The 17841-nt window shown below is 70.4% G+C and carries 17 protein-coding genes and 1 tRNA gene; 3 read left to right on the forward strand and 15 right to left on the reverse strand.

Annotated elements, in window-relative coordinates; genetic code table 11:
- Positions 1-3: 3 nt before the first annotated feature.
- Genes HOW07_RS04000 through HOW07_RS04015 form a run of 4 tightly spaced genes read right to left on the reverse strand, consistent with a single transcriptional unit; the run spans position 4 to position 4440 of the window.
- Positions 4-1314 (reverse strand): D-arabinono-1,4-lactone oxidase, encoded by a 1311-nt coding sequence (locus tag HOW07_RS04000; RefSeq protein WP_175116147.1) that lies wholly within the window; start codon positions 1312-1314, stop codon positions 4-6.
- Complete coding sequence (locus tag HOW07_RS04005; RefSeq protein WP_175116148.1) at positions 1314-2558, reverse strand: alanine racemase; 1245 nt, start codon at positions 2556-2558, stop codon at positions 1314-1316. Before HOW07_RS04005 ends, HOW07_RS04000 begins: the two co-directional genes overlap by 1 nt.
- Positions 2558-3814, reverse strand: a complete 1257-nt coding sequence (locus HOW07_RS04010) for an MFS transporter (protein ID WP_175116149.1) — start codon at positions 3812-3814, stop codon at positions 2558-2560. Before HOW07_RS04010 ends, HOW07_RS04005 begins: the two co-directional genes overlap by 1 nt.
- Complete coding sequence (locus tag HOW07_RS04015) at positions 3811-4440, reverse strand: TetR/AcrR family transcriptional regulator (RefSeq protein ID WP_121289926.1); 630 nt, start codon at positions 4438-4440, stop codon at positions 3811-3813. Before HOW07_RS04015 ends, HOW07_RS04010 begins: the two co-directional genes overlap by 4 nt.
- A 197-nt stretch (positions 4441-4637) precedes the next feature.
- Here HOW07_RS04015 and HOW07_RS04020 point away from each other — a divergent pair, with 197 nt between their 5' ends.
- On the forward strand, positions 4638-6830 hold the full coding sequence (locus HOW07_RS04020) for a hypothetical protein (RefSeq protein ID WP_175116150.1): 2193 nt from the start codon (positions 4638-4640) through the stop codon (positions 6828-6830).
- Between the two features lie 41 nt (positions 6831-6871).
- Here HOW07_RS04020 and HOW07_RS04025 read toward each other — a convergent pair whose 3' ends face one another.
- From HOW07_RS04025 to HOW07_RS04035, 3 genes are all read right to left on the reverse strand, one after another.
- Positions 6872-7183: a rhodanese-like domain-containing protein gene (locus HOW07_RS04025; protein ID WP_064296463.1), complete on the reverse strand. Its 312-nt coding sequence runs from the start codon at positions 7181-7183 to the stop codon at positions 6872-6874.
- 275 nt (positions 7184-7458) lie between these two features.
- Positions 7459-7713, reverse strand: coding sequence for a hypothetical protein (locus HOW07_RS04030; RefSeq protein WP_064296578.1), 255 nt, complete (start codon positions 7711-7713; stop codon positions 7459-7461).
- A 96-nt stretch (positions 7714-7809) separates the two neighbouring features.
- The gene (locus HOW07_RS04035) at positions 7810-8025 is read right to left on the reverse strand and encodes an Lsr2 family protein (protein ID WP_064296464.1); all 216 of its coding nucleotides are present in this window, start codon (positions 8023-8025) and stop codon (positions 7810-7812) included.
- Positions 8026-8087: 62 nt separating this feature from the next.
- Between HOW07_RS04035 and HOW07_RS04040 the strand changes: the two genes are divergently transcribed.
- Positions 8088-8774, forward strand: a complete 687-nt coding sequence (locus tag HOW07_RS04040) for a HEAT repeat domain-containing protein (protein WP_175116151.1) — start codon at positions 8088-8090, stop codon at positions 8772-8774.
- A gap of 84 nt (positions 8775-8858) precedes the next feature.
- On the forward strand, positions 8859-9314 hold the full coding sequence (locus tag HOW07_RS04045; protein WP_175116152.1) for a hypothetical protein: 456 nt from the start codon (positions 8859-8861) through the stop codon (positions 9312-9314).
- An 82-nt stretch (positions 9315-9396) separates the two neighbouring features.
- On the opposite strand, the gene HOW07_RS04050 is transcribed toward HOW07_RS04045, so the two are convergent.
- The 8 genes from HOW07_RS04050 to hisS all read right to left on the reverse strand — a co-directional run bounded on the left by HOW07_RS04050 (position 9397) and on the right by hisS (position 17797).
- Positions 9397-9473 (reverse strand) — tRNA-Leu (locus HOW07_RS04050).
- A 104-nt stretch (positions 9474-9577) separates the two neighbouring features.
- Entirely contained in the window at positions 9578-11131 is a 1554-nt protein-coding gene (locus HOW07_RS04055) for an NAD(P)/FAD-dependent oxidoreductase (RefSeq protein WP_175116153.1), read from the reverse strand.
- 66 nt (positions 11132-11197) lie between these two features.
- Positions 11198-12436: a S8 family serine peptidase gene (locus tag HOW07_RS04060; RefSeq protein WP_175116154.1), complete on the reverse strand. Its 1239-nt coding sequence runs from the start codon at positions 12434-12436 to the stop codon at positions 11198-11200.
- A 104-nt stretch (positions 12437-12540) separates the two neighbouring features.
- Entirely contained in the window at positions 12541-13062 is a 522-nt protein-coding gene (locus HOW07_RS04065; protein ID WP_064296467.1) for a DUF501 domain-containing protein, read from the reverse strand.
- 38 nt (positions 13063-13100) lie between these two features.
- Positions 13101-13877 (reverse strand): septum formation initiator family protein, encoded by a 777-nt coding sequence (locus tag HOW07_RS04070; protein WP_121289911.1) that lies wholly within the window; start codon positions 13875-13877, stop codon positions 13101-13103.
- 74 nt (positions 13878-13951) lie between these two features.
- On the reverse strand, positions 13952-15232 hold the full coding sequence (eno, locus tag HOW07_RS04075) for a phosphopyruvate hydratase (RefSeq protein WP_079002010.1): 1281 nt from the start codon (positions 15230-15232) through the stop codon (positions 13952-13954).
- Between the two features lie 116 nt (positions 15233-15348).
- Positions 15349-16338: an endonuclease/exonuclease/phosphatase family protein gene (locus HOW07_RS04080; RefSeq protein WP_175116155.1), complete on the reverse strand. Its 990-nt coding sequence runs from the start codon at positions 16336-16338 to the stop codon at positions 15349-15351.
- A gap of 151 nt (positions 16339-16489) precedes the next feature.
- Entirely contained in the window at positions 16490-17797 is a 1308-nt protein-coding gene (hisS, locus tag HOW07_RS04085; protein ID WP_175116156.1) for a histidine--tRNA ligase, read from the reverse strand.
- Between the last annotated feature and the right edge of the window lie 44 nt (positions 17798-17841).

A 17841-nucleotide genomic window follows, 5' to 3' on the forward strand; every position in this document is an offset into this window, starting at 1 on the left:
CTGTCACTCGCCGAGGACGCGGGCGAGGTACCGGTTCCCGAACAGGCGGCCGGGGTCGAGGTGATCGCGGAGGCGGGTGAACTCGTCGAAGCGAGGATAGGTGCCACGCAGGGACGATGCGTCACGGCCGTGCAGTTTGCCCCAGTGGGGCCGACCGCCCAGCTCGATCATGATCGCCTCGACGGCGCGGAAGTACTCCCCCGGGTCCTCGCGGAAGAAGCGATGCACGGCGACGTATCCGGTCGCGCGTCCTGATGCGGTGGAGAGCCACAGCTCGTCCGCCGCTGCGACCCGGACCTCGATGGGGAAGGAGATCCGCCACCCCCGCTCCTCGATGAGCGTGCGGATCCGGGCGAACGCGGTCGGGAGGTGCTCGAGCGGCACCGCGTACTCCATCTCCACGAACCGCACCGTGCGGCTCGTGGTGAACACCCGCGGCGCCCGATCGGTGAACTCTCGGTCGCCGACGAGGCGGTCCGCGAGCCGGTTCACGCGCGGGACGATGGCCGGCGCGACGACACCCGTGTTGCAGAGGACCCGGTAGACCCCGTTGGCGAGGAGCGTGTCGTCGATCCACTTCGCGACCGGGCGGAGTGGCTGCGTGGGCGCATCACCCGGCAACCGGTGGTTCGTCTTGGTCAGGGCGGTCGCGGTGTGCGGGAACCAGTAGAACTCGAAGTGGTCGACGGCGGCGGCCCGGTCGAGCAGCACGGGCAGCAGCTCGTCGAGCGACTCCGGCCGTTCCACCGCGTGCAGCACGAACGCCGGGACGCACTGCAGCGTCACCTCGACGAGGATCCCGAGCGCCCCGAGCCCGAGCGCCAGCGCCGGGAGGAGCCCTGGTTCCTGCTCGGCGTCCGACGTCAGCAGCTCGCCGTCCGCCGTCACCATCGTCACCCCGACGACCTGCGTCGCGATGCCGCCGAACGCCATCCCGGTCCCGTGCGTGCCGGTGGAGATCGCGCCGGCGACGGACTGCCGGTCGATGTCGCCGAGGTTCGGCATGGCGAGACCGAACGGTTCGAGGAGACGCGGGATGTCGTGGAGGCGCGTGCCGGCGCGGAGGGTCACCCGGCTGCGTTCCCGATCGACCCTGATCAGTCCACTCAGGGCGTCGAGCTCGAGCAGCACACCGGGCGCCACGGCGATCCCGGTGAAGCTGTGTCCAGCTCCGACCGCCTTGATCGGGAGGCCCGCTCCCGCCGCAGCACGCACGAGGCGCTGCACCGCGCCGACCGAGTCGGGCCGCTCGACCCGCACGGGCCACGCCCGCTCGGTGCGCGCCCAGTTCGTCCACGCCGTCGCCCTGCCCATCAGATGAACCCCTGCCCTTCGCCGCGGTACGTCGGTAGGACGGCTTCCACCCCGTCGTCGCCGACCACGTGGAAGGCGTCCACCCGTTCACTGAGCTCCCCGGACTTCGTGTGCCGCAACCAGACGCGGTCGCCGAGCCTGAGCGACGCCGCCTCAGCCCCGGCGACCGGCGTCTGCACTTCGCCGGCCATCTCGCGCGGGAGCATCTCGAGGCCCTCCGGCCACGCGATGAGCGGGAGGCGGTCGAGCCCCGGCGGACCGGAGGCGACCCATCCGCCGCCGAGGATCGTCGCCAGTTCCGGCGACGGCTTCCGGACGACCGACAGACCGAACGCCGCAGCCGGTGCCGGCGTGAACGCCCGGTAGTGGTCGAAGAGGTGTCCGCCGAAAACGCCACTCCCGGCCGCGATCTCGGTCACCGAGTCGTCGGACGCGGTCAGCTCCAGGGATCCCGTCCCGCCGCCGTTGACGAACTCCAGATCCGCGACCGCTCGGACCTCCTCGACCACGGCGGCACGACGTTCCCGGAGTTCGACCCACGAGCGTCGCTGGATCGCGCGGAGCGCAGCCGACCACGCCGGTCGCCCCGCGAGGTCGTCCCCCTGCCCGGCGATCTGCGCCTCATAGGCCATGATCCCGACCAGGCTGAAGCCGGGTCGGGCGACGACCGCCTCGGCGAGAGCCCGGACCTCGTCCGGCGTGCGCAGGGGCGAGCGGCGGACACCGACGTGGCCGAGGGCGGGTGCACGGAAGGAGGCGTCGAGCTCGATGCACACGCGGATCCGCGCGCGTCGCTCCGGTGGTGCCACCGCGTCGACGAGGTCGAGGTGGTCGAGGGAGTCGATCATGAGGGTGACCCGCGAGGCCGCACGTTCGTCGGCTGCCAGCCGTGCGATGGCACCGCGCTCCGCTGTCGGGTAACCGACCACGATGTCGTCCACCGTCTCGGACAACCAGAGCGCCTCGGACAGGGAGTAGGCCAGCACACCGGCGTACCCGGGTTGTCTGAGGAGCGCGTCGATCACCGCTCGCACGCGGATGGACTTGCTGGCGATGCGGATCGGTTTCCCCGCGGCACGTCGGAGCATGTCGTGCGTGTTGTGGCGGAGGGCTCCGAGATGCAGGACGGCGACGGGCGAGTCGACGTCCGAGACGGCCCGCTCGATACCGCCCCAGTACCGTCTCGGGTCGAGCCAGGGCATCGGCTCGGACACCCGGCCGCCGGCGGTCAGTTCGATGGTCATCAGCGCACTCCTCGTACTCGGGTGACAGCGACCGCCCCTGCGACGGCGCAGGCCGCGGAGACGAGGTAGAGGCCGGCGAATCCGCCGAGCCAGGCGACGAGGCACGCGCCGATGAGCGGGGCGACCGCCTGCGGCACCGCCTGGGCGATGTTCATGATGCCGAGGTCTTTGCCGTGCGACGCCGGGTCCGGCAGGACCTGCGTCGCCAGCGCCTGGTCGACCGACATGAAACAGCCGTAGCCGAGCCCGATCAGTGCCGCCGAGACGAACCCCATCGGCAGTGAGGGCCAGATCGCGAGCAGGAGTGCGGCGAGCGCCTGTGAGGCGGAGGCCGCGACGACGAAGACGCGTCGTCGTCCGATGCGGTCGGACAGACGGCCGAGCAGGATCGAGGACCCGACGACGAACACCGTGTAGACGATCGTGACCAGCAGCAGGTCGGTCTCGGCGTCGGCGTCCCCCAGCCCGAAGAGCAGGAAGTAGAAGAGCAGCGAGGTGCTGAAGGCGTTGCCGAGGTTCACGAGAACGCGGCTGAGCATGGTCCAGGCGAAGTCGGGGTGCCGTCGCGGTGAGATCCAGAGGCTCTCCAGGAGCGCGTGCACGGTGAGCGTCACGGGTCGATCACCCGTCGGGAGTGGATCGGGCAGCCGGAGGAACGGTACGACGAGCACGATGAGGAGGACGGCGAGTGCCAGGTACCCGACGGCCATCCGGGTGCCGAGCAGGAGCAGGAGGGCGATGCCGAGGATGACCCCGACGGCCTGCGGAGCGGAGATCCAACCCGAGACGAAGCCGCGCTGTCCGACGGGCACCTGATCGGAGATGGTCGCGGTGAGCGCCGCTCCCAGGATGCAGAAGCCGATGATGGCGAGGCACCAGCAGACGCCGATGCCGACGATGCCGGTCTGGAGGCCGAGGAGGACGAGCCCCAGGGCGAAGACGAGCGCACCACCTGCGATCCACGGGCGGCGTCTCCCGAACCGCGACCGGGTGCGGTCGGACAGGGCGCCCGTCAGCGGATACACGATGATCGAGCAGAGTCCGGCCACCCCGGCGACGACCCCGAAGGCGACGACGCTGTCCACCCAGTGCTCGGGAGCGAGCGTCGCGTCGATCTGCGCGGGCAGGAGGAGCTGCAGCGGGGCCAGCTGGGCCATCCACACGCCCAGCCAGGCGACTGCGAAGGCGGCGACCCAGCGCCCGGTGACCCGTCGGTCTGCCGAGTGGTCGACTGCTGCGGCACCGAGGCCGCTCATCTCGGCCCCGGTTCGGCGAGGGTTGCGACGAGGTGCGCCACCGTCCCGACGAGTCGCCGGGCCTCGGCATCGTCGCGTCGCACCAGCCAGCCGAGTGTCAGCCCGTCGGTGAAGGCGATGACGGTCCGCGCGATCTCGTCGACCGGCTGGGTCCAGGTGCTGCCGCTGACCGTTGCGGCGAGCGCGAGCGCCTCACACGCGAGCTCCTCGTACCGCCGGTACTGTTCGAGCGCGAGGTGCTCGAGGCCCGGCGTCCGCATCGCGTAGGCGCTGAGCTCCTGCATCGCCGCCTCCCGAGCCGGATCGGCGCGGAGGAGGTCGACGTAGCGTTCGAGGCCGGCACGGACGACGGCCTCGAGGGTGGGCGGATGCTCCTGACCGGCCTCAGTGTCCGTCAGCAGCTCGCCGACATCGAGGACGACGCGTTCATGCTCGACGACGTGTGCGACCAGTTCGGCGAGGAGCTCGTCGCGGGAGGTGAAGGCGTAGTGGAAGCTGGCGAGCGACATCCCGGCCTCGGCCACGATGGCCCGGGTCGTGGCGGCCGCGACGCCCTCGGCTGCGACGACGCGGAGGGCGGCCCTGATCAGCTCGGCTCGTCGGTCGACAACGGAGATCCTCGGCATCGCAACCCTTCCCGGGGCGCCTGCGGGTCGTGCCGCTCCATCGCGGTCGACTCGACTGGGACGGATGACCCAGTCGCGCCAGTATGGCGGACCGCCGGCCCGAGCGCACCTGTCGCGACGATTTTTCCGTGCGGATCGGCCTGGAATGTGACCCGATCTGGCGCGGGAGGTTGACTTCCCGCGGTGATCTTGGGGGAATGGAGACGGTGACCGGGGAACACGCGCGCGCAGGAACAGGAGTCCGATCGAATCGCTCGATCGGACGCGTCGCGATCCTTCTCGCCGTCTTCCTCTCGGCCGGACTCTGGACGACGACCGTCGCGGGTCCTGCATCCGCGACGCCCGAGCCGCTCCCCACCCCGAGTGAGAGCGCGGCGACGCCGACTCCACCGCCCCTCGACGGGCCGACCATCACGAGTCCCGATTCCGGTTCCTTCATCGGCAGCGGCAGCACCACGGTCACCGGGACGAAGGACGCCGGCACGGGTGTCCAGTTGCAGGTCGGCGACGGTCTCGAGCCGGTCTGCATCCTGCCGCAGGACGACGGCACCGACTGGTCCTGCACGATCGACCTGCCCGACGGCGGCGGACTGCTCATCACCGCCGTCGAGGTCGGCGGTCCGGAGACGCTCTCCGCGCAGATCTCCGTTTCCGCGCTCGGCCCGCCCACCATCACCGCGGGGACGCCGAGCAACGGCGGCGTCCGCGGCACCGCCTACCCCGGGGCGACGGTCACGGTCCGTGCCGACTCCGGTGCCACCTGCAGTTTCGCGGCGGACAGCTCCGGAAGTTGGTTCTGCGTGCTGGGCGAGCCGCTGCCGTCCGGCGACCTCTCCGTGACGGCGACGCAGCAGGCGTCGTTCAGCGGCAGTGAGCGCTCCGACGCGTCCGCCCCGGTCGTGCTCACCGTCGACCGCGACGCTCCGGCCCCGCCCGTGATGTCCTCACCGACGGCCGGACAGGCGATGCCGATCTCGGCGGCCAGCTACGCCGGCACCGGCGAGGAGGGCGCGACCGTCACGGTCTTCGCCGACTCGACGTCGGTCTGCACGGCGGTCGTCACCGGTGGCGCCTGGAGCTGCTCGGGTGGTGGCGTGCCGGCGGGCGCGCACGTCGTCCTCGCGATCCAGCAGGATGCCGCCGGCAACACGAGTGGGGCGAGCAGGGCGATCACCCTGACGTTCGGCGATGCATCGGCCGCGCCGGCACCGTCCGCCTCCCCCTCGCCGTCCGACGGCACCGAGCCCGCGCCCGCGCCCGCGCCTGGTACACCCGCTCCGGGCACGCAGCAGCCGACCCCGTCTCCGAGCGGCGAGCCGTTGCCCGGCGCCGCCCCGCCCAGCGGCGGTGGTGGCCTCTGGTCGGGGACGACGCCGTTCACGCAGACCCTCGCCTCCACGATCGACGGCCGTGGCCAGCCGGTGTGGTGGCTCGCCGCCCTCCTCGCCCTCGCGGCGGTGGCGCTCATCGCGATCCCGGCCCGACTCCTCGCGACCTCCATCGCCCCCTGGCGCGCCACGATCGCCGACCGTCGTCGTGCAGCGGTGACCGGGCGCAATCGACCGAGGGACGAGTTCGAGCGGGTCCCGTCGGTCCCGCTCCCGAGTCGCACGGCGCTGGCCGTCGTCACCGCCGTGCTCGCGGCAGGCATCCTCATGTTCGCGCACCCCGTGAGCAGTCAGCCGGCGTATCTGCGGCTGTGGTTCGCCTCGCTCGTCGCCGTGGTCGCGATCAACGTCGTGGGCCTCCTCGCGCAGCTCGTCGTCGCCCGCCGAGCCGGGCTGGGCTCGATGCGCGTCAGCGTCCGTGTCGGCGGACTGGTGACGGTCGGCATCGTCACCGCGCTCTCACGCCTGCTGGCCCTCCAGCCGGCTCTCCTCTTCGCATTGCTGACCGAACTCCGGCCGACCCGGAGACCCGAAACGCATGACGCCGGCTCGACAGCCTCGGTGGAGACCGATTCCGAGGCCATCACGCCACGCATCGCGGGCCGCCTCGCGCTGGCCCGGATCGCTGCGGCCGCCGGGCTCGGTTCGATCGCCTGGCTCGGTTCGACCTTGGCCGGCGAGCCGAACGGTGGTGTCGGCGCGATGCTGGTCGAGGCGGTGAACCTGACCGCGATCGCGGGGATCGGATCCGCGTCGATCGCGCTCCTCCCCCTCGGGCCGCTCGGTGGACGCGCCATCCTCGCCTGGTCGAAGCCGGCGTGGCTCGGCAGCGCGTTCGTGGGCTTCACGCTGCTGTTCGGGCTCCTGGGCCCGACGGCGACGGTTCCGGGTGCGGGTGACACGCTCGTCGGACTCCTGCTCGGTTCACTCGCGTTCGCAGCGGTCGGAGCCGGGACCTGGGCCTGGAACCGTCACCTTCGACCGCTGATCGACGCACGCTGACCGACGGCCCGACGTTCGACGGTCGGTCGGCCCGTCAGGCCTCAGCCGGCGTCGGCGGGACGCTCGACCGGCAGGCCGCTCGCAGCCCACTCGGAGATGCCTCCGGTGACGTTCACGGCGTCGTAGCCCTGCTGTTCGAGGTAGCCCGTGACGCGGGCGCTGCGGCCACCGGAGTGGCACATGACGTACACGGTCTCTTCGCGGGGTACCTCGTCGAGGTGGTCGAGGAAGGACGACATCGGCAGGTGCCGGGCACCGGGCACGCTGGCGACGGCGACCTCATCGGCTTCGCGGACATCGATGATGACGGCCTGCTCGAGCTTGCTCAGTTCGGTGGGGGTGATCTCCTGCATCGTTTCAGCCTACCGTCGAGGACGTGCGGTCGGGCCGGGAGATGCGGCGGGCAAGCGTGAGGGCGAGGTAACCCGAATACCTCGCCCTCACTTGAGGCGTCTAGCAACCGGTCGACCAGGAAGCTTGCGGCTTCCGGGACCGGCTCACGGGTGACGCCCCCACCTCGAAGGTAGCGGACAGGAGGCACCTTGCGTGACGCAACACCGCCGTGTCGCGTTCGCGTCGTCCGTTTTGCGAACCCCATTCAGGGGTCAACACTCGAGGCATCGTTCTCTCAGTGCGCGCTGTCGGGATCGCGAGGGATGTGGAGCTCGCCCGGGTCGACGTCGACGTCGCCGTTGTCGTCAGGACCACCGGTGCCGGGGGCGACATCGATCATGCCGGAGGCGATGTCGGGATCGCGGACGACGGGCTGCCCGTCGTCCTGCTTGGCCGCCGTCTCCGCCTCGCTGGAGGGGCTGTACGCGCGGTCCTTGCTCGTCTGCTCGTCGTCGTTCAGTGCGTGGTCGTGGTCGCTCGGAGTACTCATGTTGAGCACGCTAGTCGCGCTCCCTCGCCCGGCAGGGACCCTTGCAGGATCGAGGCGAACGTGCAGACGGGTACAGCGCGCCGTGCGAGCGTCCGCTCAGTGCAGGCGGCGGAGCGACGCCGACGCGATGACGGGTCGTGCGGCCTCGACGTACGACGCCAGCGTCTCGCGCAGTGCCGCCGCGTTGTCGTCGGTCAGGTCGATCTCGTAGTTCTCGCCGTCGATGCCGAACCGGACCGTCTCCCCCAGCCCGCGGGGGATGTCGGAACCGTCGAGGTCGTCGACGAGCGTCGTGATCGTGCGGGTAGCCATGCATCCATCCTTCCATGGGAACGGCGGTGCGACGGAGACTCGAGGCACCATATGCTCACGTCATGAAGGGTGCGGCGAAGTGGGACGCGACGTTGCGAAACGTCCCTCGCAGTGCGTGGCCCCAGCTCCTCGGCGAGCACTCCGGGCTACCCGGTCCGCGCGCGAACCTCAGTCTCCTGGAGGCGCTGCTCGCCCAGGCGGATGAGGCCGATGCCCGCATCCTCCTCGCTGACGGCGGTGAATACCAGGCGATGTGCGCTGCCGCAATCCTCGGGAGCCGTGCCGACCGGTCCGGGCCCGAGGGCGTCGCCCGCGAGCTGTCCACAGACGCCCGTTGGCGGGTCCGCGAAGGAGTGGCCATCGGTCTGCAACATCTCGGAGACAGGAACGCAGCAGCGCTCACGGACGTCGCTCGCAGATGGGCTGCAGACGCGTCGCCGCTCGTGCAACGCGCTGCCGTCGCAGGGATCTGTGAGCCACGACTGCTCCACGACCCGGCTGTCGCAGCGGTGGCCATCGAGGTGTGCCAGATGACGACAGCGTTCCTGGCCGCGTTGCCGCCAGAACGAAACCGACAGCACGAAGCCGGAACGCTCCGACAGGCACTCGGGTACTGCTGGAGCGTCGCGGTGGCTGCCCGACCCGGAACGGGCCTTCCCGCGTTCCGCGAGCTCGACGAGCGGCACCCCGATGTCGCGTGGATCATCCGGGAGAACCGACGGAAGGCGCGGCTGTCGTCGTTGCTCTGAACGCCGCTCGGTCGTCGCCATGTGCCCTCGGAGTCGGCGAAGCGCTCGACGAGGGGCGAACGCGGTCGGAGCTATCCTCCGAGCATGGGGTTTTCCTTGTGGGGTCTGGTCGTCGGGCTCGCGGTCCTGGCGCCGAACCTTCTGCTGTTGCGGTTCTCACCGACCGTCCCCATCCCCACCACGCGAGCGCCGCATCCGCTGATCTGGCTCGAACGTGCAGGTCAAGCGTCATGCCTGGCGGTCCCGCCCATCACCGCTCCGGGATTTCTCATCTGGGGGTGGACGATCCCGGCGCTCGTCGCGTTGGCGGGGTATTACGCGCTGTGGGGTCGGTATCTGCTCGGCGGTCGCGACGGGACGCTGCTGTACCAGCGCTGGTGGTGGGTGCCGATTCCGATGGCAGTCTTCCCGGTCGTGGTGTTCTTCTGTGCTGCAGCGTGGCTGAGCAACCCGTGGATCGCCGTCGCGGCGGCAGTCCTCGCCGCGGGGCACCTCCCGGTGTCCGCGATGGCCGCGCCGTCCGGTCGAACTCGGCGGTGACCCGCTCGCACAACCGACGACCCGTGCATCCCATCAGGAAACGGGCCGACACGGTGGGGCGGTCTGGGTCGAGGAGGCAGAGTGGTACCCCCGGTGGGGTTCGAACCCACACTGCGGCGATTTTAAGTCGCCTGCCTCTGCCAGTTGGGCTACGGGGGCGTGCACCTCATCGTATCGAGGCGCCGAACGCCGAGAGGCGCATGCCCCGGCGGACCGGATGACATGCGCCTCTCGAGGAACGGAGCGCTGGGCTCCGGACCGGACTACTTGTTCGCGCTGACTTCCTCAGCAGGCGTCGCGTAGGCCTGCTCGTCGTCGGCACCCGTCGGCGCGCCAGCAGCAGCGGGAGCCTCGGCCGCAGGTGCCTCGGCGGCGGGCGCCGCGGCCTCGGCCGGGGCGGCGGCCTTCGGCTTGCGCTTCACGGGAGCCTTGCGAGCGGGCTTCTCAGCCGCTGCGGGAGCCGCCGGAGCTGCTGCGGGGGCCGCAGCGTCTGCCGGGGGCTTCGGCCGCGATGCGAAGGTCTCGAAGGCCTCGCGCGGGTTCTGCACGGCCGACAGGGAGACGATGTCGCGTCCGAGCCAGAAGTTGTTCCACCAGCCACCGAACACGCGGAACTTGCGCTCGAAGCTCGGCATGGCCAGCCCGTGGTACCCACGGTGAGCGAACCAGGCCGGGAGGCCCTTGATCGCGAGGTTGCCGGACTGGAAGACACCGACGCCGATGCCGAGACCGGCGACCGCACCCATGTTCTTGTGGAAGTAGTTCTTCGGCTCCTCGCCACGGAGGACCGCGGTGATGTTCTTCGCGAGGAGCTTGCCCTGACGGACGGCGTGCTGAGCGTTCGGCACGCAGAAGCCGCCGACGCCACCACCGCTGAGGTCGGGGACGGCGGAGACGTCGCCGGCCGCCCAAGCACCCTCGACGATGTCGTCGTCGGTGCCGACACGGAGGTCGGCGCGGGTCTTGATGCGACCGCGCTCCTCGACGGGGAGGTCGCCACCGCGGACGACGCCGGGGTTCGCCATGACACCGGCGGTCCAGACGATGAGGTCGGACTCGAACGATTCACCGGTCGAGAGCTCGATCTTGCCGTCGACAGCCGACTGCAGCTGCGTGTCGAGGTGCACGAGTGCGCCGCGCTCGGCCAGGTTCTTGAGGACCCAGTGGCTCGTCTCGATCTTGACCTCGGGCATGATGCGACCCATGGCCTCGATGAGGTGGAAGTGCGTGTCCTCGAAGGACAGCTGCGGGTAGAACTTCAGCAGCGAGCTCGCGAACGAACGCAGCTCGGCGAAGACCTCGATACCGGCGAAGCCGCCACCGACGACCGTGAACGTCAACAGGCGGTCGCGCTCGGGACCCGCCGGCAGGTTCGCGGCCTTGTCGAAGTTGGAGAGCACGCGGTCGCGGATCGCGACGGCCTCTTCGATGGTCTTGAGCCCGATCGCGGTGTCGGCGACACCGGGGATCGGGAAGGTGCGGGAGACGGCTCCGGCGGTGACGACGATGATGTCGTAGTCGACCTCCCAGGGCTCACCGACCTCAGGCGTGATGGTCGCCTTCTTCTCGGCGTGGTTGATGCCCGTGACCTTGGCGGTGATCACGTTGGTGTGCTTCAGGTGACGACGCGGCGAGACGACCGCGTGACGCGGCTCGATGGAACCGGCGGCGACCTCCGGCAGGAAGGGCTGGTAGGTCATGTAGGGCAGCGGGTCGACCATGGTGACTTCGGCCTCACCACGACGAAGCTGCTTCTCGAGCTTCCATGCGGTGTAGAACCCGGCGTAACCACCACCGACGATCAGAATTTTGGGCACGGCGAACGATCTCCTACGTCAAGACGATTGGTTCAGATGAGTGTCTGAGAATATCGGAACAGAGTACTACTTCTGCAGCACCCGCTTGAAATGCCTGGTAGCGCCTATGACACCGAGCGTGACCAGGCTACCAGTTCCGAGGAGGAGCGCCAGTGGCAGCGAGCCGTAGAGCAGGGTGCTCGGCGTCGGGAGGAAGGGGTTGGCGCGCACCTCGACGGCTTCGTTCTCTGGGATCGCCGGGGGTACCGGCTCCGGTGTCGGCGACGGCTGCTCGGCACTCGGATCGGGATCGGGGACCTGCGGTGCCCGTCGGTAGAGCGTGATCCAGTCGGACAGCTGCTGCTCCGGCGAGGTCGTCGCCGGACCGACGGAACCGCTGACCGCCTTCGCGGCGTCGATGAGACCTGCACCGTAGATGGGGCTCTGCGCGGAGTCGCCCACCTGCTTCGCCGTCGCCGTCACGCGCTTGATGGCGTCGGCGGCGCTGAGCTCCGGCCAGGCGGAGCGGACGAGGGCCACGAGTCCGGAGACGATCGGCGCCGCCCCGCTCGTCCCCTGCCACTGCACGTAGGACCCGGCGGGCGTCACCCCGACGAGTTGCTCACTCGGCGCAGCGACGGCGATCGTGATGCCCTGGCTCGAGGCGTCGAAGCTCGCCGACCCCGTGCGATCCACACCGGCGACGGTCAGCACGCCCGGGATCGTCGCCGGAGCACCGACCTCGACCGTCCCACTCCCCCGGTTGCCCGCTGCAGCAACCACGACCACGTCGTGCGAGAAGGCGTAGAGGAAGGCGTCGTCCCAGCTCGTCGGCCAGTCGAGACTGTTGCGCGTCAGGGACATGTTGATGACGTCCGCGCCATTGTCCACCGCCCAACGGACAGCGGTCGCGATCTGGTCGTCCCAGGGGACGACGGCCGACCCGTCGGAGCCGAACCCGACCGAGACGGAGAGCAAGCGCGCCTCGGGCGCCACGCCGATGACCCCGGCACCGCCCGTGCGACCACGACCGGCGATCATCGAGGCGACCAGCGTCCCGTGCTCGCTCCCCTCGGACCCGACCGGAGTCCGGCCGTCGGGACTCCCGAGCCCGGAGACGTCGACGCCTCCCGCGACCGCGCCGGTCATCTCCGCGGGACCGCTCGCGATGCCGGTGTCGATCACGGCGACGGTGACACCGGCGCCCTTCGTCGTCTCCCAGGCCGTCGTGAAGCCGTAGTCGCCGAGCCAGTACTGCATGTCGCGCACCGTGTCCGCCGACGCCGGGAGCGCCTGCGTCCCCACGAGCAGGAACGCCAGGAGCATCGCCGACAGCGCCGACAGCGCACCTCGGAGGCCGCGCGGACGACGACGGTCTCCGCGTCGCGGTCCGTCACTCCCCCACAGGCGACCCCCGTCGCGTGCGGGGCCTATCCCTGCCCCGCCTGGCCGTCCGCGCATGCGCACACCTCGGGGCTCCAGCTCGCGCGGTCGAGCGCGAGGTCGCCGATGGGGTTGACGCCCGGACCCGCCGCGAGGGCGTGGCCGACGAGCGCGTGGAGGCACTTGACCCGCACCGGCATGCCGCCGGCGGAGATCCCGTCGATCTCGGCGACCTCGGCGATGGACGTGCGGTCGGCGAGGTAGGCCGTGTGTGCGGTGGCGTAGGCAGCGCGGACCGCTTCGTCCTCGGCCAGGAGCTCGTTGTACTCGTTCATCACCTGGGTCGCCTCGAGCGAGGAGACCGCGGCCGTGGCGGCCGGGTGGGTCAGGTAGTAGAACGTGGGGAACGGCGTGCCGTCGGCCAGGCGAGGAGCGGTGGAGACGACCGTCGGGGCGCCGCAGACACAGCGCGCCGCGATGCCGACGACGTTCCGCGCCGGGCGTCCCAGTTGCGCCGACACGATCTCGACGTCGCGCTCGGAGACTGGGCCGAAGGGAGGGGTGCTCATGGTTCCATTATCGCCGGGTTCACCACTGCGTCCGGACGTCAGCCGCCGGCGGGAGGCGTCGTCTGCGTGGGAGCAGGGGTCTCGGTCGCGACCGGGGCCGGCGAGTAGCCGGTGGCGACGAGCGAGGACAGCAGCCCGTCGAGCCAGTCGGACTGCGAGTCGACGAGCGTGTCGCTCACGGGTGTCTCGGTGGTGGGCAGCGAGGCCGGGTCGACGTCGTTGATGATGATGTAGCTGACCTCGCCGGGTAGGGCGTAGAACAGGCGATCGCGCGCCTGGGTCATGACGTAGCTCTGGTCGTTCCAGCGCTCGCGTTCGGCCTGCTGCGCGTCCACCTGCTTCTGGGTGTCGGCGACACCGGCCTCCAGCGCGGCGATCTGCTGCCGCTGCTCGAGGAAGGTCTTGAGGTTCGGCGCGAGGACGACGACCCCGAGCACGAGGATCCCGAGGAGCAGGACGCTGAACCCGGACAGTCGCAGACTCCGCAACCAGCCACCGGCGTCCGACTGGCGTGCCGGGGTGGTCCGTGTCGAGCCGGTCCGCGAGCGCGGTGCCGAGGAACCGGCCGATGCGGATCGCGGTGCCTTCGTCGTCGACCGCGGGGCTGTGGCTGCGGAGCGTGCGGGCTTCGCGGTGGCTCCCGCCGGGCGCTTGGAGGACGAGGAGGAGCGCTTGGCGGAGGCATCCGCGGAGTTCGATCGGGGCTTCGACGCCGGTCGCTGCTTCGACGAGCCGGAGGACGAGGAGGACGCTGCTCCGCTGCCGGACGGCGTGCGCTTCGACTCGCCGCCGGCCGGCATCGATGGCTTCTTCACAGGCGCCTCCCGCACACGACGAAGGCTCTCAGGGGTGCCGATCGGCACCCCTGAGAGCCTTCAGGTGACGATGCTTAGGCGGTGAACCGGGGGAAGGCGCTGCGGCCGGCGTAGACGGCTGCCTGGCCCAGCTCCTCTTCGATCCTCAGCAACTGATTGTACTTCGCGACCCGCTCGCTGCGCGCAGGCGCACCGGTCTTGATCTGGCCCGCGTTCGTCGCGACCGCGAGGTCGGCGATCGTGGTGTCCTCGGTCTCGCCGGAGCGGTGCGACAGGATCGTCGTGTAGCCGGAGCGCTGAGCGAGGGAGACCGCGTCGAGCGTCTCGGTGAGCGTCCCGATCTGGTTGACCTTGACGAGCAGCGAGTTCGCCGCACCCTTGGCGATGCCGTCGGCGAGACGCTTCGGGTTCGTGACGAACAGGTCGTCGCCGACGATCTGGACCTTGGAGCCGAGCTCGGGGGTGAGGTGGGCGTAGCCCGCCCAGTCGTCCTCGGCCAGCGGGTCCTCGATGGTGATGAGCGGGTAGTTCGCGACGAGGTCGGCGTAGTACGCGGTCATCTCGGTGCTGTTGAGCGCCTTGCCCTCGAACTGGTACGCGCCGTCCTTGTAGAACTCGCTGGAGGCGACGTCGAGGCCGAGCGCGATGTCGGTTCCGACCGTGAAGCCGGCCTTTTCGATGGCCTCGACGATGAAGTCGAGGGCCGCACGGTTGTGCTCGAAGTCGGGGGCGAAGCCGCCCTCGTCGCCGAGGCCGGTCGCGAAGCCCTTCGACTTCAGCAGGCCCTTGAGCGTGTGGTACGTCTCGGTGCCCCAGCGGAGCGCCTCACGGAAGCTCGGAGCGCCGATCGGGAGGATCATGAACTCCTGGATGTCGACGCCGGTGTCGGCGTGCGAGCCACCGTTGATGATGTTCATCATCGGGACCGGGAGGACGTGGGCGTTGGCGCCGCCGACGTAGCGGTAGAGCGACAGGTCTGCGGAGTCCGCAGCGGCACGGGCGACCGCGAGGCTCGCACCGAGGATCGCGTTCGCGCCCAGGCGGCTCTTGTTCTCGGTGCCGTCGAGCTCGATCATGGTGTGGTCGACGAGGCGCTGGTCGTCCGCCTCGATGCCCTCGAGTGCCGGGCCGATCTCGTCGAGGACGGCGTCGACCGCCTTCTCGACACCCTTGCCGAGGTAACGCGCGGCATCGCCGTCACGCAGCTCGTACGCTTCGAACGCACCGGTCGATGCGCCGGACGGGACTGCCGCACGGCTGACCGTGCCGTCTTCCAGGAGCACCTCGACCTCGACGGTCGGGTTGCCTCGGGAGTCGAGAATTTCGCGAGCGCCTACTGCCTCGATGAGTGCCACTGATGTTCTCCTTGTGGGGATTGGGACGTGGGACGGGTACGACGGCCGCCCGCGCTCAGTCTAGTGACATCGGCTGAACGGGCGCAGAGCCGCGGATCGTCGCGCGAGGCGCGCGGTCAGCGGTCGAGCCGGAAGCTCGACACGATGCCGTGGTGGTCGCTGCCCTCGGCGTCGCCGACGGCGTTGTGGGTCGCGGTCATGCCGCGGACGAAGACGTGGTCGAGTCGCATGAGCGGTGTCCCCGCCGGCCAGGTGAGTCCGAAGCCTCCCTCGCTCTGGTTGGGCTCCGTCACCTCGCTCTGGAGTGCGGCGAGCGCCCGGTCGGAGGCAGAGGCGTTGAAGTCGCCCATGACGACGATCCGATCGCGGGTGTTCGCCGCGACGGTTTCGGCCAACTCCGCGAGCATCACGTCCCGTTCGGCGTGCGCACCCGGACGCGCGGAGTCGGCGTGGATCACGTAGACGCTCACGGCCCCGGACGGGGTGTCGACGACGGCGTTGATCGCCCGGTACCAGTCGAGGCCGAGCTTCAGCCCGACCGAGTCGGCGATCGGATAGCGGCTCCAGAGACCCACCGTCCCCGTGAGCACGGAGTACGGATACTGCTCGTCGAGCGTCGCGGCGAGTGGTTCGCGGTCGTGGTCCTCGATCTCCTGGAGCGCGATGAGATCCGCACCGCTCGCCTGGAGGGAACCCGCGATGACCGCGGGGTCGCCCTCCGGCCCGAGGTTCTGGCTGGCGACCGTGAGGGAGGCCTCAGCCGGCACCGCCGAGCGCCCGTCGCCCATGGGGACGACGCCGGGGCCGAACAGGAAGGCCCAGACGAGCGTCGGCGCGAGGAGACCGATCACGGCGCCCGGCGTGCGGGCGACGAGGAGGACGAGGAAGAGCACCGGCAGCAGGACCCACGTCCACGGCAGGGCGTTGTCCCAGACGAGCCCGAGGCCGAGGATGTCGGGGACGAGGGCGTGGGCGGCCGTCAGCAGGGCGAGCGGGACTCCGACGGCCAGCGCGAGCGTCGTCGCCCGGCGCCGGACGAGGCTCACCCGGCGGCGCGTGGGGCCGGTCGACTCCGGGGCGCGCTGCGGCCGCGCTGCAGGGGCCATGACGCTCATCGGGGGAACCAGTTCTTCGATCGGGGGCAGAGCGGTCGGATCGCTCGAGGGAGGCGATCCGGCCGAATGCTCCATCCTGCACCGACGAGCTGGGCAGCGGCTCGGAAGCGCGCCGAGGATCGGGAAGCGGACGCGGGAATCGTCAGTCGAGCGATTTGAACTCGAGCGACTCGAGCGTCGAGTCGGCCGAGACGAACGTGAAGGCGCCGAAGCCGGCTGCCGACACGCGGTCGAGGAGGGCCTTGAGGTTCTTCACGCGGGCTTCGAGGCGCACCCGACGCCCCTGGGCGACGAGCTTGGCCTTCAACGCGACCAGCGTCACCGGCGGCACGTCGCGGTCGTGCACGAGCACGACGGCATCCGCGGCCGCTCCGGCGGGGAGCTCGATGAGGTCGACGATGCGCTCGAAGCCGATCGAGAATCCGACCGCCGGCACGTCCTGGCCGAGGAAACGCCCGATCATGCCGTCGTAGCGACCACCGCCGCCGAGCGAGTACCCGAGGTCGGGGTGCGCGATCTCGAAGATGGCGCCCGTGTAGTACCCCATGCCCCGCACCAGGAAGGGGTCGAACACCAGCGGGTTCGCGAAGGGGTCGGCCGGCTGACCTTGGAGGGAGGTCGCCGCAGCGACGCCCTTCCCGAGCGCGTCGAGCTCCGCGACGACGGCGTCATCGGCACCGAGCGGCAGCGCCTTGCGGATCGCCCGCTCGCCGAAGGTGTTGAACTCCATCGTCTGCGGACGGGAGAAGAAGGCCTCGAGTGCATCGACGGCGGTGGCGTCGACGCCACGGTCGCGCAGTTCGGCGACCACGCCCTGCTGACCGATCTTGTCGAGCTTGTCGATCGTGATGAGCACCTGTGCGTGCTCATCGGCGGGGAAGCCCAGCGATTCGAGCATCCCGATGAGGAGTCGGCGGTCGTTGATCCGCACGCTGCAGCCGGTGATGCCGAGCCCGGCGAGGGCCCCGAGGGTCGCGATGATGAGCTCGGTCTCCGCGAGGTTCGACGACTCTCCGATGATGTCGATGTCGCACTGCACGAACTGGCGGTACCGGCCCTGCTGCGGACGTTCACCGCGCCAGACCGGAGCGATCTGGATCGATCGGAACACCGGCGGGAGCTCGGCCCGGTGCGTCGCGTAGAACCGGGCGAGCGGCACGGTGAGGTCGAAGCGCAGGCCGAGGTCGGTGAGTTCGGTCTGGTTGTCCGCTGCGGCCACGATGGCCTCCGGGGTGAGCTTCCGCCGGAGGATGTTGAACGCCATCTTCTCGTTGTCGCCGCCGAGCCCCGAGTGCAGCCGCTCGTACTCCTCCACCACGGGCGTCTCGATCTCGTCGAAGCCATGCGCGGTGAAGACGCGACGGATGGTGGCCAGCGCGTGCTCCCGGCGGGCCTTGTCGGCGGGGAGGAAATCGCGCATGCCGCGCGGCGGGTTCACTGGAGCTGCCATGCCTCAATTCTGGCATGGCGGGGAACGGGCACCGTGAGCAGGCG

The sequence above is a fragment of the Plantibacter sp. MCCC 1A11337 genome (assembly GCF_013349365.1).
Lineage (GTDB): Bacteria > Actinomycetota > Actinomycetes > Actinomycetales > Microbacteriaceae > Plantibacter > Plantibacter flavus_A.